Source organism: Erwinia sp. B116, from assembly GCF_002865965.1.
GTDB lineage: Bacteria > Pseudomonadota > Gammaproteobacteria > Enterobacterales > Enterobacteriaceae > Erwinia.
The window spans coordinates 3,466-23,120 of the sequence record NZ_JRZZ01000049.1 but is presented as its reverse complement, the minus strand read 5'-3'; the positions used below and the strand labels follow the sequence as shown (position 1 = coordinate 23,120).

Annotated in this window: 17 protein-coding genes; 7 read left to right on the top strand and 10 right to left on the bottom strand. The window is 57.9% G+C overall.

Features of this window, described 5'->3' with window-relative positions:
• Window positions 1-334: 334 nt before the first annotated feature.
• A complete protein-coding gene (locus tag NV64_RS20670) occupies window positions 335-1,150 on the bottom strand; it encodes a TIM barrel protein (RefSeq protein WP_056232698.1) in 816 nt (271 codons plus the stop codon).
• A 507-nt stretch (window positions 1,151-1,657) separates the two neighbouring features.
• On the opposite strand from NV64_RS20670, the gene NV64_RS20665 reads away from it, so the two are divergent.
• Window positions 1,658-3,163, top strand: coding sequence for a CoA-acylating methylmalonate-semialdehyde dehydrogenase (locus tag NV64_RS20665; protein ID WP_056232696.1), 1,506 nt, complete (start codon window positions 1,658-1,660; stop codon window positions 3,161-3,163).
• A 132-nt stretch (window positions 3,164-3,295) separates the two neighbouring features.
• Window positions 3,296-4,114: a 5-deoxy-glucuronate isomerase gene (gene iolB / locus NV64_RS20660; RefSeq protein ID WP_056232694.1), complete on the top strand. Its 819-nt coding sequence runs from the start codon at window positions 3,296-3,298 to the stop codon at window positions 4,112-4,114.
• A 139-nt stretch (window positions 4,115-4,253) separates the two neighbouring features.
• Here the strand turns inward: iolB and NV64_RS20655 are convergent, their stop codons facing one another.
• From NV64_RS20655 to iolC, 5 genes are all read right to left on the bottom strand, one after another.
• Entirely contained in the window at window positions 4,254-5,090 is an 837-nt protein-coding gene (locus NV64_RS20655) for a MurR/RpiR family transcriptional regulator (protein ID WP_056232692.1), read from the bottom strand.
• Window positions 5,091-5,292: 202 nt separating this feature from the next.
• Window positions 5,293-6,336: a fimbrial protein gene (locus tag NV64_RS20650; protein ID WP_146005529.1), complete on the bottom strand. Its 1,044-nt coding sequence runs from the start codon at window positions 6,334-6,336 to the stop codon at window positions 5,293-5,295.
• A gap of 44 nt (window positions 6,337-6,380) precedes the next feature.
• A complete protein-coding gene (locus tag NV64_RS20645; protein ID WP_056232688.1) occupies window positions 6,381-6,866 on the bottom strand; it encodes a fimbrial protein in 486 nt (161 codons plus the stop codon).
• 87 nt (window positions 6,867-6,953) lie between these two features.
• Window positions 6,954-7,721, bottom strand: a complete 768-nt coding sequence (locus tag NV64_RS20640) for a fimbria/pilus periplasmic chaperone (RefSeq protein ID WP_101506666.1) — start codon at window positions 7,719-7,721, stop codon at window positions 6,954-6,956.
• 311 nt (window positions 7,722-8,032) lie between these two features.
• Window positions 8,033-9,958: a 5-dehydro-2-deoxygluconokinase gene (gene iolC / locus NV64_RS20635; protein ID WP_056232685.1), complete on the bottom strand. Its 1,926-nt coding sequence runs from the start codon at window positions 9,956-9,958 to the stop codon at window positions 8,033-8,035.
• A gap of 586 nt (window positions 9,959-10,544) precedes the next feature.
• Between iolC and iolD the strand changes: the two genes are divergently transcribed.
• The 4 genes from iolD to iolE all read left to right on the top strand — a co-directional run bounded on the left by iolD (window position 10,545) and on the right by iolE (window position 15,504).
• Window positions 10,545-12,485 (top strand): 3D-(3,5/4)-trihydroxycyclohexane-1,2-dione acylhydrolase (decyclizing), encoded by a 1,941-nt coding sequence (gene iolD, locus NV64_RS20630; RefSeq protein ID WP_101506665.1) that lies wholly within the window; start codon window positions 10,545-10,547, stop codon window positions 12,483-12,485.
• Window positions 12,486-12,592: 107 nt separating this feature from the next.
• On the top strand, window positions 12,593-13,603 hold the full coding sequence (locus NV64_RS20625) for a Gfo/Idh/MocA family protein (RefSeq protein WP_101506664.1): 1,011 nt from the start codon (window positions 12,593-12,595) through the stop codon (window positions 13,601-13,603).
• Between the two features lie 77 nt (window positions 13,604-13,680).
• Window positions 13,681-14,562, top strand: a complete 882-nt coding sequence (locus NV64_RS20620; RefSeq protein WP_056232678.1) for a sugar phosphate isomerase/epimerase family protein — start codon at window positions 13,681-13,683, stop codon at window positions 14,560-14,562.
• Window positions 14,563-14,607: 45 nt separating this feature from the next.
• Window positions 14,608-15,504 carry a myo-inosose-2 dehydratase gene (iolE, locus tag NV64_RS20615; protein WP_056232675.1) on the top strand — a complete coding sequence of 299 codons (897 nt, stop codon included), beginning with the start codon at window positions 14,608-14,610 and terminating at the stop codon, window positions 15,502-15,504.
• A gap of 115 nt (window positions 15,505-15,619) precedes the next feature.
• Here the strand turns inward: iolE and NV64_RS20610 are convergent, their stop codons facing one another.
• The 3 genes from NV64_RS20610 to NV64_RS20600 form a co-directional block, all read right to left on the bottom strand.
• Window positions 15,620-16,441, bottom strand: a complete 822-nt coding sequence (locus NV64_RS20610) for an alpha/beta hydrolase (RefSeq protein ID WP_056232673.1) — start codon at window positions 16,439-16,441, stop codon at window positions 15,620-15,622.
• A gap of 125 nt (window positions 16,442-16,566) precedes the next feature.
• Entirely contained in the window at window positions 16,567-17,124 is a 558-nt protein-coding gene (locus NV64_RS20605) for a DcrB family lipoprotein (RefSeq protein WP_056232671.1), read from the bottom strand.
• Window positions 17,125-17,262: 138 nt separating this feature from the next.
• Window positions 17,263-17,928: a 7-cyano-7-deazaguanine/7-aminomethyl-7-deazaguanine transporter gene (locus NV64_RS20600; protein ID WP_056232670.1), complete on the bottom strand. Its 666-nt coding sequence runs from the start codon at window positions 17,926-17,928 to the stop codon at window positions 17,263-17,265.
• 320 nt (window positions 17,929-18,248) lie between these two features.
• Between NV64_RS20600 and tusA the strand changes: the two genes are divergently transcribed.
• A complete protein-coding gene (gene tusA, locus NV64_RS20595; protein ID WP_056232667.1) occupies window positions 18,249-18,497 on the top strand; it encodes a sulfurtransferase TusA in 249 nt (82 codons plus the stop codon).
• 176 nt (window positions 18,498-18,673) lie between these two features.
• Here tusA and NV64_RS24255 read toward each other — a convergent pair.
• Window positions 18,674-19,655: HAD-IC family P-type ATPase (locus tag NV64_RS24255; protein ID WP_233209057.1), on the bottom strand; the 982-nt coding region annotated here is incomplete at its 5' end.

Below are 19,655 nucleotides of genomic sequence, written 5' to 3'. Positions count from 1 at the left end.
CGTCGGGCGGTGGGGGAAAAATAGCGGCTCCCGGTGAGGGGAGCCGTTGTCAAATGACACAGATAAGTCGGTGATCACATCAGATTTGCTGCGCGTCGGCACTGCTGCGTTGGCTACGGTGCTTTTAAACACATCGTCTGGCCGATCGAGACTGACGGGCCTGTCAGCGGGCGACCCTGCGCGGGTTACCCCGCTCCGGGCTCATCCCACTGCCCTCCCTGATAACAGGCTGTTGTTTAGCCTGTTGATGGTTGGGCTGCGGTGTCCTTCTACTCGTCGTCTGGCCGATCGAGACTGACGGGCCTTTTTACATGTAAATCTGATGCTTAAATTTTTATGCCTGCAGCAGTTCGATGCTGCGGCGGATTTCGCGTTCGATGTCGGCGGCGGTCCAGCTGTCCATTTCTGAAGCGAATGGCTCGAAGGCGTAGACGCCTTTGTAGCCAAGTTTTTCCAGGCGCTGAACCTGCCAGACGCTTTTCAGCAGTTCGCCTTCGCTGAGCATCAGGCGCTCTTCGTCGGTGAGGTCGCTGGTCGGGCGGCTGTCGGTCACGCCGGAGAGGTGCACCAGGCCAATCTGGTTGACGTCCACGCCGTCGGTGAAGTCCTGCTCTGCGCCTTCGTACAGGTGGTGGTGGAAGGTATCCAGTACGATCTTGAATGGCGCGCCAGCATTGTTAATCAGCTGCTGAGCCAGGCGTGCGGAGCGCAGCGAGCTGACCGGGAAGCCTAACGGCTCGACCAGGCCTTCGATGCCGTATTTAGCGAACAGCGGGGCCAGCTGGGCGATAGCGGCCTGGGTGGTTTCCGCCGGGATCGGGGTGCCGTCGTTCAGCGGGCAGAGCACCAGCGCTTTGGCACCGATGCCGTGCGCGTCTTTCAGCAGGCCTTCGGCGCGTGCCAGCAGGTCGTCGCTTACCTGGTTAAACGGGTAGACGGCGTTAATGGTCACGATCTCCAGGCCGTACTGTTCGGCCAGGGCGCGCACCTGCTGATGGCTCAGATCGTCGGTGACGCTGCCGCCCTTCATGTCATTGCGCAGTTCCACTTTATGCAGGCCGAGTCTGTTCACCAGCCGGAAGAATTCTTCAATGCTGAGGGCCGGGGCGATCTTACGGTTAACGCAGAAACGGGTTGGATCGATAGCCATGTTCTGGCTCCTGTTCAGTAGGGGATAAAAAAATGAAATGGTCGCATCGCCTGCTCTGTTGTGCTGCCGTAAGCCGGTCGATGGTGAAACTGAGTGATAAGAAAACATTTATTTCATGTTTAGTGAATAATGAAATTTAAATTTTTAGATCCGTCTCGCAAAATTTCATTGGTGACACGATTAACCTGCCTGCTGTGGATGAAAAGGTGTGCGGATTAACGGGGTAAATCGGCCCGGTTAGCGGTGGCCTTTGTAAACCACGGCTCCGCTGACCGTCTGCGCTGGCGGCGTTTTGAGTGGCGCGCGGCAGCGTGAAGCAGAACGGCGCGGTGCGAGAGGAAAAAATGCGATCTGTGCCGCTAAAAACGAATTTTCTAAAGTGATTTATTTGAAAAATTTATTCCAATATTATACTGTCTCAGCACGCACCATTAAGCATTGCCCGGCCAGGTAGCGTTGCGAACCACACTGCCTGACCGGGACATATCACACCAAAGAGGCCAGAACATGACTATCGTAGGAAACTTTATTGGCGGCAAAACCACCCTGAGCGCCAGCAATGAAACCATTCCGGTTTACGATCCGGCAACCGGCAAGGTGGTCCGCGAACTGACGCAGAGCACCAGTGATGAAGTGGCTAACGCCATTGCCGTCGCGCATAACGCCTTCGATAGCTGGTCCCGCACCTCGCCACTGCGCCGCGCCCGTATTCTGTTCAACTTCAAAGCCCTGATGGAAGAGCACCGCGACGAGCTGGCCGCGCTGATCGTCAGCGAGCACGGTAAAGTGTGGTCAGATGCGCTGGGTGAACTGACCCGTGGTCTGGAAGTGGTGGAGTTTGCCTGTGGTATCCCGCACCTGATCAAAGGTGAGAACTCTGCCGACGTCGGCACCGGCGTGGACAGCTACTCGCTGATGCAGCCGCTGGGCGTGGTGGCCGGTATTACCCCGTTCAACTTCCCGGCGATGGTCCCGCTGTGGATGTTCCCGATTGCGCTGGCCTGCGGTAACACCTTCGTACTGAAGCCACCGGCCCTCGATCCGTCCGTCTCCGTGCGTATGGCCGAGCTGCTGACCGAAGCCGGCCTGCCGGACGGCGTGTTTAACGTCATCCACAGCTCCAACGAAAACGCCGAGCAGCTGTATAAAGATGCGCGCGTGCAGGCGGTGAGCTTCGTCGGTTCTTCCGGCGTGGCCGAGCATATCTATACCACCGCCAGCGCCCACGGTAAGCGTGTACAGGCCTTCGGCGCGGCGAAAAACCACGCCATCGTCATGCCGGATGCCGACCTTGATGCCACCGTTAACGCCATTATGGGCGGCGCGTTCGGCTCAGCCGGTGAGCGCTGCATGGCGCTGCCGGTCGTTGTCGCCGTGGGCGACGATACTGCAGACAAGCTGATCGCCGCGCTGACGCCGCTGGTGAAAGCCCTGCGCGTCGGTCCTGGCATCCACAAAGGCAAAGACGAGAACGAGATGGGGCCGGTGATCTCTGCCGCGCACCAGAAGAAAGTGCTGGGCTACATCGACAAAGGCGAAGCCGAAGGCGCGAAACTGGTGGTTGACGGCCGGGGTATCAAGGTTGACGGCAACCCGGACGGTTACTACGTTGGCGGCACCCTGTTCGATAACGTCACTACCGACATGGTGATCTGGCGTGAAGAGATCTTCGGGCCGGTGCTGAGCATCGTGCGTGCGCCGGACTACAAAACCGCGCTGGATCTGGTGAACAGCCACGAGTTCGGCAACGGCAGCGCTATCTTCACCAGCAACGGTGCCACCGGCCGTGACTTCGTTCGCGAAGTGCAGGCGGGCATGGTCGGCGTTAACGTACCTGTGCCGGTGCCGATGGCCTTCCACAGCTTCGGCGGCTGGAAACGTTCGGTGTTTGGTGCGCTGAACGTGCACGGTCCGGACGGCGTGCGTTTCTACACCCGTATGAAGACCGCCACCGTGCGCTGGCCGACCGGTCAGAAAACCGTGTCTGAGTTCAGCATGCCAACGCTGGGCTAATCAGCCGGCTGACGGATCCCCTTCCGCCCGCGACAGCCGTCGCGGGCGGAAGCGTAACGACTAATCGCTTTTGTCAGTGCCGTTGCAGCGCCAGTACAGCGGCAGAGACACAGGTGATTTAAGGAGATAACGATGTCTTGCTTGTCCAAAGTTAAGCAGCCCGATGCCCAGGGGCGTATTCAGCACGTTACCCCGGAGAGCGCGGGCTGGGGCTATGTAGGTTTCGACGCTTACCTGCTGAAAAAAGGTCAGACCCTGTCACTCGACAGCGGCAGCAAGGAGCTGTGCCTGGTGCTGGTGGCCGGCCTTGCCTCGGTAAAAACCTCGAAGGCCGACTTCCCGAATATCGGCAAGCGTATGTCGCCGTTTGAGCGCACCCCGCCGTATTCCGTCTATGTGCCGGATAACGATCGGGTTGACGTGGTGGCAGAGTCTGACCTTGAGCTGGCAGTGTGCAGCGCACCGGGCAAAGGCAGCCTGCCTGCCCGGCTGATCGCACCGGAAGATGTCGGCGTCGAGCAGCGCGGCAAGGGTAATAACAAGCGTCTGGTGCACAATATTCTGCCTGACGATAAGCCAGCCGACAGCCTGCTGGTGGTGGAAGTGTACACCGACGAAGGGAATACCAGCTCCTACCCGAGCCACAAGCACGATCAGGAAAATTCAGAACACGAAACCTACCTGGAAGAGACGTACTACCATCGTTTCAACCCGGAACGCGGTTTCGCCATGCAGCGCGTCTACACCGACGACCGCTCGCTGGATGAGTGCATGGCGGCCTATAACCGCGATGTGGTTACCGTACCGCGCGGCTACCATCCGGTAGCGACCATCGCCGGATACGATAACTACTATCTGAACGTGATGGCCGGGCCGGTGCGCCTGTGGAAATTTACCTGGGAGGAAGATCACGCCTGGGTGAACAGCGCGGAGTATCCGCGCGCAGAGTAAGTCGTACGTTGTCAGTGATGTGAGTAGTAACGCCAGGGCGGCGTGCGGCAGGACGACTGCCGCACCGGCAGAGGCGCAAGGTTGATGTTGAAAACGAGCTAATAAAACGGGCGGCTTCTACGGGCTGCCCGTTTTTTTTCTACTTCGCGTTGTTCAGCGCCAGCGACACCGCCAGCGTCTGTGCCAGGCACAGCGAGGCGACCTGCGAACGGAAGCCGTCGACCTGCGCTTCGCGTACCACAAAGCAGACGTCGCTGAAGGCGGCCAGCGGGCTGACCTGGCTGTCGGTAATGGCGATCTGATGCGCACCGCGCTTGGCACCCAGCTCAACCAGCTCTACCGCCTCGCGGGCGTACGGCGAATAGCTGATGGCAATCACCACGTCTTTCGGGCTGACCATGCTCAGCTGCTCGGCAAACATCCCGCCCAGCCCGTCGATCAGGAACGCGCGGCGCTCCAGGTGGCGCAGGGCATAGGTGAGGTAGGAGGCAACGCTGAACGAGCGGCGCAGGCCGATGATGTAGATATTATCCGCCTCATCGAGCATTTTTACCGCTTTTTCCAGCTGCTCCGGATTGACCTGCATCGCCAGCTGCTGCAGCGCCTGCGAGTTCACCATGGTAAACACGTTAAGGATCTCCGCCGGGCTTTCCGGTGCGGCCGGCGTTTCGTCGCTGGCGGTCTGGCGGAACAGGCGGGCACGTTCGGTGTAGTTAACCGTCTCTTCCATCAGGTGCTGGCGAAACACCTGCTTCATTTCATTAAAGCCGCTGAAGCCAAAGGCGTTCGAGAAACGGATCAGCGTTGATGGCGGTACGTCGGCCTGCTGGGCGATGGAGGCGACGGTATCAAAGGCGATGCTGTTGCTGTTGTCGAGAATGTAGCGAGCTACCTGCTTCAGGCGTTTGCTGAGGGTGTCGTAACGGCGACGAATGTCGTCCTGTAACAGGGAAAGTTGCGTCGGGTTGTTGCTCATTCACGTCTCGCTGATGGGTTAACATTTCATTTGTTCGCTATTTTACCAGATGAACAAAAAATTTCACTTGCTGAGGAATTAACCGCCTTTTATTTCATCAGGATGGGAATTGGTTCACAAAAATGCAACTTTTGCCTTGTTCGTGCAGCAGCCTGCGGCGATCTGTTTCAAAATGGCTGCACTCGGGTGCATTTCGTACGGACTACAGATTGGTGATAATCAGCGTGGCTGAACCGGTAAACGGCCCGGTCGCGGGCGTTTTACCGCTGCCTACCACGGCAAAGGTCACGCTGTCGCTGCCCTGGCCGTTGACCAGCCGGGTTTTAAAGCCGTCATTTGGCGTTACGGTCAGATTCTGATACTGCATCACCACGCCAATATCGGGATTAGAGGTTTTAATCGCGTCACTGAAGCCCGCGGGCTCAGCAGCAAGGCTGACTTTGATATCCTGGGTGAGCGTGGTATTGCATTTGTAGGTTAACGCACGCTCCGCCCGATACACTGAGCCGGCGGCAGACGTGCTGACCAGACTGCTGTCGATGTTACCAAAAGGAACCAGAATGGTTTGGCCGCCGTTAATACGGCACTCGACCGGTACGGGGATCACGGTCTGCTGAGTGACTAAGCGATAGATGGGGATGGTTGCCGGGCTGCCCTTATACACATAGCGGTACAGGTTGGCCAGTTCAATGCCGCCGGGAAAGAACAGCGCACCGCCTAATATGGTTCTGCGCAGGCGAAAGTTGACGGTGCCGGCATTACCAACAAGTGCTCTGCCTAAAGCGGTGACCCCGTTCGCGCCAGGACCTGCCTTTGCTGAAGAATCGTAGATATCCGTGAAGGGAGACGAGATGTTTTTCGTGTTGTACAGATCGATTTTTATATTGTAATCAATATCCTCATTTAATCTGTAATATTCTGATGAAAGGTTGGACGGGGGGCTGGATACCTCTGATTTAAAATAATGAGCCCCATTTTCTCCGTGCTCGGAGTAACACCAGCCTGGATAGTTTTCTGGAATAGTATGAAAAGCCACGCTGCCGGTGCTGCCTGGCTGATTTGACGTAAACGATGCGGTGCCTAACGTAATGCTTAAAATATTCATTGGATCGGCCCAGCACCCGCCATCCGGCATACCGGGAGGTCTGGCCGGAACGGCTTCTGCTGCGTTGGCTGATAGCGCCATTACGATAACGGCCGCCATATATTGAGCAGATATTAACTTTCGTGACTGAGCAATAATCACGGTTATTCCTTCTTTATCATTGATGATTCCGTTGCCGTAATGATTTACTGAAAAGCGACCATCAGCGTGGCTGACGCCTGAAAGCTGCCGGTTTTCGCTTCGCTGTCGGGGGCGAAAATGGGAGCCGCGGTCAGCACCATGCTGTTGGCCGGTTTTGGCAGTGAAAACCACTGATTAAGCCGGAGGGCGCTACCCTCTTTATAAAGACGGATCCCCAGCCCGTCGAGACTGGTGGCCAGCACGTCGTTAGCAAAACCCTCTTCACCAAAAACCCGCATACTCAGCGCCTTATCGCCGGCGTTGCCACTGCACGTCAGCCGGTAGTCCACGTTCTTTATCGCCTTGCCATTGGCCGCTGTGGTAAACGTATTATTGAATTCCACCTCAATCACCTTGCCGTGATTAAACTGACAGACAGGCGGGCTGATGACCGTGCCGCTGAATTCGACCTGTGTGGCTCCCTGCTCAGCGGCGGCACAGGCCAGGCTGACCCCTGCGGCCAGCAGGGGGAGTAATATCCGTAAATACATGGTGGCTCCTGGGTAAAATCTGCATTAGCGCGTGCTGAACATGCCGCGCCGGGCGGCGCATCGGTGCCAGCCTGTGACCGTACGGCATCAGCCTTTCGGTACCCGGTTGCTAATCACACTGCAGCGCCGTGCTTCACAGCGGAAGGCGATCTCCGGGCGGCCGCCATAGTCGTTCAGATAGGTCAGCACCGGTGTGTTGCCATAGTCAGCGGCTTTGCCGGGCAAGGTTTCGCTGGCGGCGGGAGCCAGCATCAGCGGCGTAAAGCCAGGCACTGCCTGCCCCTGTGCGCGGCTCTGCGCCTCGACCAGCGTAATATAGTAGGGGCTGGGATTGCGGATCTGCAGGCGGTCACCCTGCTGCTCCAGCACCAGCTGCGTATGCCACGGCGTGGCCAGTTCACCCGGCGGTGCTTTCAGCGCTGCCGGGCGGTAAAACACCTTAATGCGGTTTTGCAGTGCAATATTCAGCGTATTGGGTGACGAATGACGGGGTGGGATTTCGCGCAGGTTGAGCCAGAACAGCGTTTCCCGATCCTGGCGCAGCAGGCTGGCGGCCGGCAGCCCCCGAATTTTTATCTGGCTTTGCGCCCCGGGTTCAATGCGCTGTATTGGCGGCAGCAGCAACAGTGGCCCGTGGATTTTCTTTCCCTGTTCATTCTCAATCCATCCCTGGGCCAGATAAGGAGCATGTTGATTCTGATTATTCACCAGCAGGCTGGCGGAAGATTTTTCGCCATTAAAAATGACCCGACTTTGCTGCAGCGCGATGGCCGCCTCAGCGGGGCAGGTGATAACAATCAGCGCTAAGAGTAAAGCCGCTGCTGGCGCATTATTATGGCGCGGCCTGATATGCATAAAAAAGACCTTTTAATTTATTATTCAGCAGCAGGCTGCGACTGTCTGATTTTTCGGTTCTGTTACGGGTGGAAAAATAAATATATCAGGGGGAGGGATTATAATGTCGATTTGCGTCTGCTGAAACCGGCTTGCGTTAATATTATCTTCTTCGATATTTTTTTTGTATTTCCGGATTCTCGTTGATTTTTTAAGGATAAATATATCGCGAATTTTATGAATCTGGTTTGAGATGTTGTAGGCAGGATAAAAAAAACAGAGACAGGCCAGGGGCTGTCTCTGTGATGTTCACAGCAGGTGACGAGTGTGAATTACTTCAGCGGACGCGCCTCGCGCCAGTAGCCAATCAGCGTCAGGTAGTTGCTTTTCACGGCGGCGATAAGCGCGGCGTCGTCAATTTCACCGTGCAGCCACTGGCGTGACGGCTGGCCGAAGATGGTGCGGCCGACCGCGAAGCCTTTCACCCATTTGGCATCGGCTGCGTTGGCAAAACCGGCTTTCAGCTGCGCTTCCGGTGCGTCCAGGCCCAGCAGCAGGACGCCACGGCAGTGCGGATCGTTGTTCTCGATCAGGTCGCTGATGCCCGCCCAGCTGGCCGGTGTCAGCGGTGGCAGCTTCCACCAGTCAGGCTTGATGCCCATACCGTAGAAGTGCTCAACGATAGTCAGATAGTGCTGCTCAGATTTATCGGCGTTGCTCTCCGGCAGGATCACTTCCAGCAGCAGCTCATGGCCGGACTTGTTGCAGCCGTTCCAGACGTCCAGCACCAGATCGTCCTGCTCTTTGCGCAGTTCGGCACTGTCCTGCGGGTGGTAGAACACCAGGCATTTCACCACGTGTTCCTGCGGCCAGTTAACCAGCTGGGAGCCGATGTTACCGTGCTCCAGACGCAGCGGACGCGAGCTTGGCAGCTCGATCGGGCGGCCAATCCACCAGTTTTTACCGGTAATAGCGTTCAGCGCCGGCTGGCCGTAGGTGGTATCCGCCAGAATGCCGCTGTGGCCGTTGTCCAGACCGGCCTCTTTTGCCGCTTCCTGTGCGCCCTGCAGCAGCAGGGTTTTCAGTTCCGGAATGCGCGAATCATCGAGGCCGACTTCTTTCGCCATATCGGCCAGCTGTTTGCGGTGGTCGAAGGCGAAGATGCACAGATCGTCCCATGCCGCATGTTTGCGGGTGGTGACCCGGTGCAGATGGTTGAGACGCTTATCAAGATCCGGGCGCTTCACCGCTTCATGGCGGCTGAGGAAGTCGTCCAGCTCCTCTTTGGTTGGCATCGCCGGGGCGCAGCCGTGGCGGGAAACCACCAGCGCGCCGCAGGCGTTGGCGTAGCGGCAGGCCTGCTCCCAGCTTTCGTCGTTCAGCCAGCCGCGCAGCAGGCCGGACATAAAGGCGTCGCCCGCACCGAGCACGTTAAGCACGTCCACGCGCACGCCGGTCTGCAGCTCGGTCTCTTCCCAGCTGTTCGGGATCTCACCCTCGAACACCACGCAGCCCAGCGGACCGCGTTTGCACACCAGCGTGGCTTTGGTGGTTTTACGCACGTTTTTCAGCGCGGTGAGGCTGTCGGTGCTGCCACCGGCAATGTGGAACTCTTCTTCCGTACCGACCACCAGGTCGAAGAAGTGCAGTACTTCCTGCAGCTGAGCGGTAACGGCGTCGGATTCAACAAAACGGGTTTCGCCGTCGCCCAGTGAGGTCAGGCCCCACAGCACCGGACGGTAGTCGATATCCAGCGCGGTGCGCAGGCCGTGACGGCGGGCAATCTCCAGCGCTTTCAGCACCGCAGCGCGGGTGTCCGGGTGCGACAGGTGGGTGCCGGTGATCGCCAGCGCGCGTGCCGATGCAATGTACTCTTCCTGAATGTCGTCTGGCACCAGGCCCATATCGGCACATTTTTCACGGTAGAAGATCAGCGGGAAGGTCTCCTGATCCTTAATGCCGAGAATAACAAGGCCGGTCAGACGATCTTTATCGGTGATCAGGCTCTGAGTGTCGCAGCCGACGCGCTGCAGCTCTTCACGCAGGAAGCGGCCCATATGTTCGTCACCGACGCGCGCCAGCATGCCGGACTTCAGCCCCTGGATGGCGGTGCCGTAAGCGACGTTACCGGAGGAGCCGCCGAGATATTTGGCAAAGCTGGTTTCATCTTCCAGGCGCGCACCGATCTGCTGGCCATAAAGGTCGACGGCGATGCGCCCGATACAAATCACATCAAGCCGCTTCTGTTGTGTACTCATACCTGTTTTTTCCTTCTGTGATATCCCCTCAGACCTGCCGCGATGCGGATGATGTCGGGGTGAGCCGATTCTGTTGAGCGTTTACGGCTGAGCGGGGCGCTACCCGTTCACACTGTAATCTGACATAGCCGGAGTATGAGGAATAAAAATTCCAAGTTCAATATGAAATGAAATTATTGCCCCAAAAATGTGAGGTGGTTAAAACTCTTGCACCCATGGATTCACCACAGGCGCGGTTGCAGGCGTTTCAGCTGTTACAGGAGTTGTGAGCGGTATCTCAACTTTGCAATGGCAAATCAGCGAACATACTGAAATGAAATGATTTTCTCCCTGGTGGCGGTGAGTTGCTGCGGACGTTTCATTTTTCCCTCCCAGGCCCCCCTTTCCCACCCCGTTTCATCGCAGAATTTGATCTCACTCGCAAAATGAAATGTTTCTTCTGGAATCCTATTTAGTGAAAAAAATATTTGTTTATAATCCCCTCACGTTTCACTTATAGCTGTCGCCGTTGAACGCTGCGGACGACCAGAACTGCGAACCCCGGCGGACCTGATGATGTGGCCGCCGCTAAGAGCAGGAAGAGCAAATGGGCAAGATCAGATTAACTACGGCACAGGCTCTGGTCAGATTTCTGGACAACCAGTATCTGTCGGTAGACGGCGTTGAAACCCGGTTTGTGAAGGGCATTTTCGCCATCTTCGGTCACGGCAACGTGCTGGGCTTAGGCCAGGCGCTGGAGCAGGACAGCGGCGACCTGGTGGTGTATCAGGGCCGTAACGAGCAGGGCATGGCCCACGCTGCTATTGGTTACGCCAAGCAGAAGCTGCGCCGTGAAATCATTGCCTGTACCTCTTCCGTTGGCCCGGGTGCCGCAAACATGATCACCGCGGCGGCTACCGCTACCGCTAACCGCATTCCTTTATTACTGCTGCCGGGCGACGTATTCGCCACCCGCCAGCCGGACCCGGTGCTGCAGCAGATTGAGCAGAGCCACGATCTGAGCATCAGCACCAACGACGCCTTCCGCGCCGTCAGCAAATACTGGGACCGCGTCAGCCGCCCGGAACAGCTGATGACCGCCTGTATCAGCGCCATGCGCGTACTGACCGATCCGGCTGAAACCGGCGCGGTCACGATTTCACTGCCGCAGGATGTGCAGGGTGAAGCCTGGGACTTCCCGGACTACTTCTTCCAGAAGCGCGTGCACCGTCTTGAGCGCCGCCTGCCGACCGAAGGCCAGCTGGCCGATGCGCTGAAGCTGATCGCCGGTAAAAAACGCCCGATGATCATCTGCGGCGGCGGGGTGAAGTACTCCGGCGCAGGCGCGGCGCTGCAGGCGTTTGCCGAGCGTTATAACATCCCGTTTGCCGAAACCCAGGCCGGTAAAGGCACCCTCGTTTCCGATCACCCGCTGAACGTCGGCGGCGTGGGCGAGACCGGTTGTCTGGCGGCTAACCTGCTGGCAAAAGAGGCGGACCTGGTGATCGGTATCGGCACCCGTTACACCGACTTCACCACCGCGTCCAAGTGGATCTTCCAGCATCCGGACGTCAGCTTTGTGAACGTCAACGTCAGCAACTTTGACGCCTACAAGCTTGATGCAGTGCAGGTGGTGGCGGATGCCCAGGAAGCGCTGAACGCGCTGACCCTGCGCCTTGCGGACACCGGCTTTAAAAGCGGCTGGGGCGAGCAGATCGGCCAGGCACAGAGCAAGCTGCTGAAAGAGACCCAGCGCGTCTACTCGGCGGTCTACAGCGAACAGGACTTTGTGCCGGAAATTGCCGACCACATCGACCGTGAAGCGCTGTTTGCCGAGTTTAACCGCCTGACCGGTTCGTTCCTGACTCAGAGCAGCGTTCTGGGCACGCTTAACGAGCACCTCCCAAAGGACGTGGTGATCGTGGCGGCGGCGGGCAGCCTGCCGGGCGACCTGCAGCGCATGTGGCGCACCAAAGATTACAACAGCTATCACGTCGAGTATGGCTACTCCTGCATGGGTTACGAGGTCAACGCTTCGCTCGGCGTTAAGCTGGCCGAACCGCACCGTGAGGTCTACACCTTTGTCGGCGACGGCTCGTTCCAGATGCTGCACTCCGAGCTGGTCACCTCCATCCAGGAAGGAGCCAAGATCAACGTGGTGCTGCTGGATAACATGACCAACGGCTGCATCAACAACCTGCAGATGGAACACGGTATGGACAGCTTCACCACCGAGTTCCGCTTCCGTGATGCGGAAACCGGCAAGCTGAACGGTGGTTTCGTGCCGATCGACTTCGCGGCGATTGCGGCGGGCTACGGCTGTAAAACCTACAAAATTACCACTCTGGCAGAGCTGCAGGCGGCGCTGATCGACGCGCAGAAGCAGACGGTGTCGGTGCTGTTTGACATCAAAGTGCTGCCAAAAACCATGATTCATAAGTACTTCAGCTGGTGGCACGTTGGCGGTGCCCGGGTTTCCACCTCAGAGCGCGTAGACGCCGTGGCCCGTAAGCTGGATGAACATATTGAACAGGCACGTAAGTATTAAGACTGAATAGTTTCATCGTTTTATTTTGCTGTCCTTTTTATCTCTAGCCGGGTGCCGGCGGCGTGTAACCGCCGGCCCTGCTTCCCCCTACAATCAAAGGAAATATTATGACGCTTAAACTCGGTGTTATCGGTACCGGCGCTATCGGCCAGGAACACATCCGTCGCTGCAGTAAGGTCCTCCAGGGCGCGCAGGTCGTGGCCGTTTCAGACATCAACGTAGACGGTGCCAAAGCGGCGCTGGCGCGTATCGGCATTGAAGCAGAGGTGTTTGCCAACGGCCACGACGTGGTCAACTCGCCGAACGTTGACGCGCTGCTGGTCACTTCCTGGGATCCCACCCACGAAGAATTTACCCTGTCAGCCATCGCGGCCGGCAAGCCGGTGTTCTGCGAAAAGCCGCTGGCGATGTCTGCCGAAGGCTGCCGCCGGGTGGTTGACGCCGAGATTAAGTTTGGTAAGCGTCTGGTGCAGGTGGGCTTTATGCGCCCCTACGATTCAGGCTACCGTGCGCTGAAGCAGGTGATCACCAGCGGTGAGATCGGCGAGCCGCTGATGCTGCACTGCGCGCACCGTAACCCGAGCGTGCCGGAAAACTACACCACCGATATGGCGATCACCAACACGCTGATCCACGAGCTGGACGTGCTGCGCTGGCTGACCGAAGACGATTACAAATCGGTGCAGGTGGTATTCCCACGCTCCACTTCGAAAACCCACGCCAGACTGCGCGATCCGCAGGTGGTGCTGTTTGAAACCCGTAAGGGCATCCGCATTGACGTCGAAATCTTCGTCAACTGTGCCTACGGTTATGACATCCAGTGTGAAGTGGTCGGTGAAGAGGGGATTGCTAAGCTACCCGAGCCGTCTGCCGTGCAGATGCGTAAAGACGCCAAACTGTCGACCGCGATCCTCACCGACTGGAAGGATCGCTTTATCGATGCTTATGACGTTGAGTTACAAGCCTTTATCAATGATGCCACCGCTGGCAAGCTGACCGGGCCATCCGCCTGGGACGGCTATGCTGCTTCTGTCGCTGCCGACGCCTGCCTGAAAGCGCAGGAAAGCGGTGCGATTGAGCCGGTGGAACTGCCGCAGCGCCCGGCGTTTTATAACTAAGCCCGGGTGCGCACTTCCCCCGCCTGTGGCGGGGGGATCACCGTAAAACAGCGTACTGATTTATTCCGGAGATTCTGATGAAAATTGCCTTTGATGTGGATGTCATTCGAGATTTAGGCATCACTAAAATGGTTCACCAGGTGGCTGACTGGGGCTACAAGTATATTGAGCAGTCCCCGCATCCGCAGATCAACCCGTTCTATAAGCATCCTAAAGCCAGCCGCGAAATCATTACCGAGTACAAAAACGCGCTGCGCGAGACCGGGCTGGAAATCTCCTCGTATATCGTGGTGTATCGCTGGTCCGGTCCGGACGAAGCGCGCCGTCAGGCTGCCGTACGTAACTGGAAACGGATGATCGAAATCGCGGTGGAAACCGGCGTACAGGTTATCAATACCGAACTTTCCGGGAACCCGAATGAGCCGGAGATCTGTGAAGAGATGTTCTACCGTTCAATGGAAGAGCTGCTGCCGATCGTTGAACGTGAAGGCATCCGCATCGAAATCCAGTCCCACCCGTGGGATTTCTGCGAAAACAGCAATGAAACGGCCGATATCGTGAAGTCGTTCCGCAGTGATAACGTGAAGTACCTGTACAGCGCACCGCACACCTTCTTCTATGACAAAGGCAAGGGCGATGTGCAGCCGATGCTGGAGTATGCCGGTGCTGACCTGTCCCACGTGCTGATCGCGGACACCATGAACCACACCAAGCACTGCCGCTACATCGTGAACCCACCAGGAGTGGATGCCACGATTCACCAGCACGTGGCCGTGGGTAAAGGTGAGGTCGACTTCCCGACGCTGTTTAAGACCCTGCGTGAAATGAAGTTCGCTGAGCAGACCTTTAAGGTCGGTGGCGAACCGATTATTGCCGCTGCGCTGTTCGGTTACCCGGAAGAAATGCATGTTGAAGCAGTAGCCACGCGCGAACTGATCGAGCGCGAGCTGCTGGGATAATGATGACGGGCGGCTGCGGTCGTCCGCTGATTCCTGAGGCTTAAAATGAACAAAGATAACGTCAAACTGGCTATTGCCCCTATCGGCTGGACCAACGATGATATGCCGGAGCTGGGTGCGGAAAATACCTTCCAGCAGATCGTCAGTGAAATGGCGCTGGCCGGTTTTATCGGCAGTGAAGTGGGCAGCAAATATCCGCGCGATCCGGCGGTACTGAAGCCGATGCTGGATATCCGTGGCATTCAGATCGTTAATGCCTGGTTCAGCACCTTCTTTGCCAACGGTGACAAAGCCAAAACCATCGATGAGTTCATCAACCACCGCGACTTCCTGCACGCGATGGGCGCGAAGGTGATCGGCTGCTCCGAGCAGAGCCTGAGCATTCAGGGCACCACCAAAGCGGTACTGGAGGAGAAACCCCACTTTACCGACGAGCAGTGGCGACTGACGGCAGAAGGTTACAACGAGCTGGCAAAACTGGCCGCAGAGAAGGGCATGACCGTTGGCCTGCATCACCATATGGGCACGGCGATCCAGACCACCGCAGAAGTCGACCGCTTTATGGCGCTGACCAACGATGACGTCTATCTGTTGTTTGATACCGGCCACGCTTACTACTCTGAAGGCAGCCAGCAGGCGATGCTGGATATCCTGACGAAGTACCTGCCGCGCATCAACCACGTGCACCTGAAAGACGTGCGTGATGAGATTGTCGACCAGGTCAGAAGCCAGAAGCTGTCGTTCCTCGACGGCGTGAAGAAAGGCACCTTCACCGTACCGGGCGACGGCGTGATCGACTTCAGACCGGTATTCAAAATCCTCGATGATTTCGGCTACAAAGGCTGGATGGTGGTGGAAGCGGAGCAGGACCCGGCGCTGGCTAATCCGTTTGAGTATGCGGTAAAAGCGCGCAAGTACATTCGCGAAACGGCCGGCCTGTAATTCGGCCAAACGACACAAACCCGTTCACCGGCGCCGGTGAACGGGTGCGATCGGAACCCGATCTCACCCCGTCAGTCATCGGCTGACGGGGTGTTTTTTTGGCTAGCCGGTAACGTTAAGCGTTACCCATCAGCTGCTTGAGCGCCGCCGTCAGCCTGCCGTCGGCAGAGAACTGATACATCTGGCTGAAATGATTCTCACCCGGCAGATGCGTAAAGACGACGTCATTACCGCACGCCTTCAGCAGTTCCACGTAGCGTTCGCTTTGCCGGATCATCTCAGGGCGTTCCGCTGCCCCGATCGTTACGGCCATCGGCACGCCTTTGATCATCGAGTTCGCCGGGCTGAAAATCTGGATCTCACTCGGGGTCAGCTGCAGATTATCATTGAGGAAACAGAGGCTGATCGGGGTGAGATCGACGATACCGCTCATCCACATGGCGTGGGAAATCAGCGGGTGGCTGCGGTTCATGGCCGTCAGATGTGCGCCGGCAGAGTGCCCGCACAGGCAAATTTTGCCCGGCTGCAGATGAAAGCGTTGAGCGTTGTCGCGCAGGAAGTTGAGCATCGCCGCAATTTCGCCGTGGATCTGCGACATGCTGGCCTCTGGTGCCAGCGTATATTCGGCCATAATCACCTGAAAATCCGCCAGCAGCCCCTGAGTGATAAAGGCGAAATGCTCTTTACTGGTGCTTTGCCAGAAACCGCCGTGAATAAAGATCAGCGTCGGGGCGTTTTCACGTGAAGAGGGGAAGTAGTCCAGCGTGTTGCGCGGGCCGCCAGCGTACGGAATATTGCGCTCGCAGGGGAAGGTCTGATACGCGGTCTCGCTGCGTTTCAGAAAATCGGCCAGAATTGCCGGGAAATCGAGACCTTTAGCCAGCTGATAGGCATCATCCAGCGCGGCGCGCGTCATATCGTTGTAGATTAATTCCATTAAAAGCATCCTTATTAATTCTCCCCGTTGTTCGGGGAGAATCAGTGTGCTTTTTTTTTGTCGCAGAATGACGGCAAAACTTGCGTATTACCCGCTCCTTTAAGGAAAGTGGCACGCGAGGGTGGTTACTTCAGCTTAATGGAGTTAATGATACTTTCGGCTTCGCTCTGCGACTGCTGCTGGTTCTCGGCCGGCAGGGAGATCTGCAGTGTCAGCAGCTTGCCGTCAATTTTGCCCAGCACAATTGAAGACCAGGCTGACTGGTTGTTGCTGGAGATCACCGTGTCCAGCTGGTGCAGCGTCTGGCCATCAACGGTAATCGCTTTGCTGGTCACCACCTGCAGCTGCGGATCGCGGCTGCGCTGCTGCTCTTCCAGACGGCTGGCCATCGCATCCAGCGACTCGTCGCTGTCCGTGCCTTCAAAAGCGATAATCGCGCGCTGGCCCGAATTATCGGCCCAGACGTGGCGGTTGCTGTCCTGGGTGCTCAGCTTATCGCTTTTATCGGCCATGCCCGGTGGCAGGGTAAAGTTCAGTTTACCGCCCAGCAGGGTGACGGTCTGGTCAGCCTGGCTGGCATGGGCGCTGTGATCGGCTGTCTGGTTTTTATCGCTGTTGTTATCGCAGGCGGCAAGGCCGGTTACCAGCAGGGCAATACCGGCATATTTCAGTAGGTTACGCATCATGATCCCTTTTTAAACGTGGTCGCATCGTCATTAAGCCACTCAGTCAAACGTATTCAGCGGGTAAAAGCAACTTGCCATCGGTGACATTGTGTATCCCCCGCTGACGGCGATTGACGGGCCGTGACCCGACTCAGCTTATCCGAAATTCATCTGCGGGCCAGCGGATTTGTCTGCTAAACGCTTCAGGGTGGCGTTCAGCAGCACCCCGTAGGCAGGCAGGAAGAATACCAGGCAGATCAGCACTTTGAAGCTGTAGTCCACCAGCGCGATCTCCACCCAGTGGGTGGCCATAAACGGATCGGGACTTTTATAGAAGGCGATAAAGAAGAACGCCAGCGTGTCGCTGATATTACCGAGGAACATTGCCGCCGCTGGCGCAATCCACCAGCGCGCGTTCTGCCGCAGTCGGTTAAACACCTGCACGTCGAGGATCTGCCCCAGCGCATAGGCCATAAAGCTGGCGCAGGCGATGCGAGCCACAAACAGGTTTACCTCCGAAAACGCCTGTACCCCTTGCCATTCGCCCTGATACCACAGGCTGGAGATGGCGTAGGAGATAAACAGCGCCGGGATCATGACCGCAAGGATGATGCGCCGCGCCAGCGGTGCGCCGAAGATACGCACGGTGAGGTCGGTCGCCAGGAAGATAAACGGGAAGCTGAATGCGCCCCAGGTGGTGTGCAGACCAAAGATCGAGATCGGCAGCTGGACCAGGTAGTTACTGGAGGTGATCACCAGCAGGTGGAACAGGGACAGCCAGACCAGCGCATGGGTGCGCTGACGTGCGGTAAAAGCAATCATATTGAGCCTTTTTATAAACAGTGGGGTGAGGGAACCCAGTTAATTCACGGTATTTTTCACTCTGCTGCGGGGTGCCGGCACGTTACCCACCGGAGCGAACGCTGTCCGTGGGTGGAACAGGTGCGTCAGGCAATGCCTGCCGGGTGGATCTCGCCGGCATAAATAGCCCGTCGCCACAGCGATTTGGCGGCATCTTACCGGGTTAGCCTGCTATTGCAACGGTTAATTTACGCGCAAACGTTATCGTCGGGCCGGGACTTGCACGCGGTGGCGGCAGCGCTAAAATAGGCGCAGTTTGCCACATAATGAATGAGAAACTGATGAGCGACCTTTTCGCCAGTCCTGACCAGACCCTGGATACTCAGGGAGAGCGCTGCCCGATTCCGGTGATGATGGTGCGTAAAACCGTGCGCGCAATGCAGGCCGGTGAAACGCTGCTGGTGGTCGCCGACGATCCGGCCACCACCCGGGACATCCCCGGCTTCTGCCGCTTTATGGAACACATCCTGCTGGCACAGCAGACCGACGCGCTGCCGTACCGCTATCTGCTGAAGAAGGGAACGGCCTGACGGGGAGTATGGCTGCCGCAAACGTCCTGGCGTTCAGCGGTACCGGGGAAATAATCAGCCCGCCGCGGTCAACGCTAAGGATGGCCGGTGCCCCGGGCGACAGAATGAACCTGTCGTGGATGCCTGGCGGCAGGCTGTCTTAAAGCAGCCTGCCGGTGAGGGCAGGCGATTGTCGTTTATTTCTTTCTCAGCAACCGCAGCGCATTAGCGGTCACTAACGCCGTTGCCCCCGAATCCGCCAGCACCGCCAGCCACAGCCCGGTAAAACCGAGCAGCGTGGTGACCAGGAAGATCGCCTTCAGCCCCAGCGCCAGCGCGATGTTCTGGCGAATATTGGCGTGGGTGGCGCGCGACAGCCGGATCATCGCCGGCAGACCGCTTAAGCGATTGTGGGTCAGCGCCGCATCGGCGGTTTCCAGCGCCACGTCGCTGCCGCCGCCCATCGCGATACCGATGGTGGCGGCTTTCATCGCCGGTGCGTCGTTAATGCCGTCGCCGACCATCGCCACCGGCCGCTGCTGGTTCAGCGCCCTCACCGCCGCGACTTTATCCTCCGGCAGCAGGCCGGCGCGGAAGTCGATGCCGAGTTCGGCGGCAATCGCCGCCGCCGCCCGCGGGTTGTCACCGGTCAGCATCACGCCCTGAATATCCAGCGCCCGCAGCTCGGCCAGTGCGTCACGCGCATCGGCCCGCAGCGTATCGCGCAGGGCAAACAGCCCCAGCGTCTGCGTAGCATCGTGCAGGATCACCACGGTATTGCCGGCATTTTCCAGCCCTGCGACCTCATCACGCTGCGGCTCCGCCAGCGGCAGTGCCAGTTTCGACGGTGCGCTGATCGAAAGTAAGCGGCCGCTTACCAGCGCCTCGACGCCGCTGCCGGCCCGTGCCCGCTGTTCACTGGCCGCCGGCAGGCTGAGCTGGCGATCGGCGGCGGCGGCGACCAGCGCTTTGCCCAGCGGGTGCGACGAGCCCTGTTCAATGGCGGCGGCGGTGGCCAGCAGCATATTTTCATCCCAGCCGGCCAGCGCGACCACGGCGGTCAGCTGCGGTTTACCTTCGGTCAGCGTGCCGGTTTTATCAAAGGCGATGGTACGCACGCCGCCGAGGTTTTCCAGCGCCGCGCCGCCCTTGATCAGCGCGCCGCGGCGGCTGGCGGCG

Coding starts and splice junctions, on each gene's coding strand:
- NV64_RS20670 (WP_056232698.1), bottom strand. CDS start 1,150: ATGGCTATCGATCCAACCCGTTTCTGCGTTAACCGTAAGATCGCCCCG.
- NV64_RS20665 (WP_056232696.1), top strand. CDS start 1,658: ATGACTATCGTAGGAAACTTTATTGGCGGCAAAACCACCCTGAGCGCC.
- iolB (WP_056232694.1), top strand. CDS start 3,296: ATGTCTTGCTTGTCCAAAGTTAAGCAGCCCGATGCCCAGGGGCGTATT.
- NV64_RS20655 (WP_056232692.1), bottom strand. CDS start 5,090: ATGAGCAACAACCCGACGCAACTTTCCCTGTTACAGGACGACATTCGT.
- NV64_RS20645 (WP_056232688.1), bottom strand. CDS start 6,866: ATGTATTTACGGATATTACTCCCCCTGCTGGCCGCAGGGGTCAGCCTG.
- NV64_RS20640 (WP_101506666.1), bottom strand. CDS start 7,721: ATGCATATCAGGCCGCGCCATAATAATGCGCCAGCAGCGGCTTTACTC.
- iolC (WP_056232685.1), bottom strand. CDS start 9,958: ATGAGTACACAACAGAAGCGGCTTGATGTGATTTGTATCGGGCGCATC.
- iolD (WP_101506665.1), top strand. CDS start 10,545: ATGGGCAAGATCAGATTAACTACGGCACAGGCTCTGGTCAGATTTCTG.
- NV64_RS20625 (WP_101506664.1), top strand. CDS start 12,593: ATGACGCTTAAACTCGGTGTTATCGGTACCGGCGCTATCGGCCAGGAA.
- NV64_RS20620 (WP_056232678.1), top strand. CDS start 13,681: ATGAAAATTGCCTTTGATGTGGATGTCATTCGAGATTTAGGCATCACT.
- iolE (WP_056232675.1), top strand. CDS start 14,608: ATGAACAAAGATAACGTCAAACTGGCTATTGCCCCTATCGGCTGGACC.
- NV64_RS20610 (WP_056232673.1), bottom strand. CDS start 16,441: ATGGAATTAATCTACAACGATATGACGCGCGCCGCGCTGGATGATGCC.
- NV64_RS20605 (WP_056232671.1), bottom strand. CDS start 17,124: ATGCGTAACCTACTGAAATATGCCGGTATTGCCCTGCTGGTAACCGGC.
- NV64_RS20600 (WP_056232670.1), bottom strand. CDS start 17,928: ATGATTGCTTTTACCGCACGTCAGCGCACCCATGCGCTGGTCTGGCTG.
- tusA (WP_056232667.1), top strand. CDS start 18,249: ATGAGCGACCTTTTCGCCAGTCCTGACCAGACCCTGGATACTCAGGGA.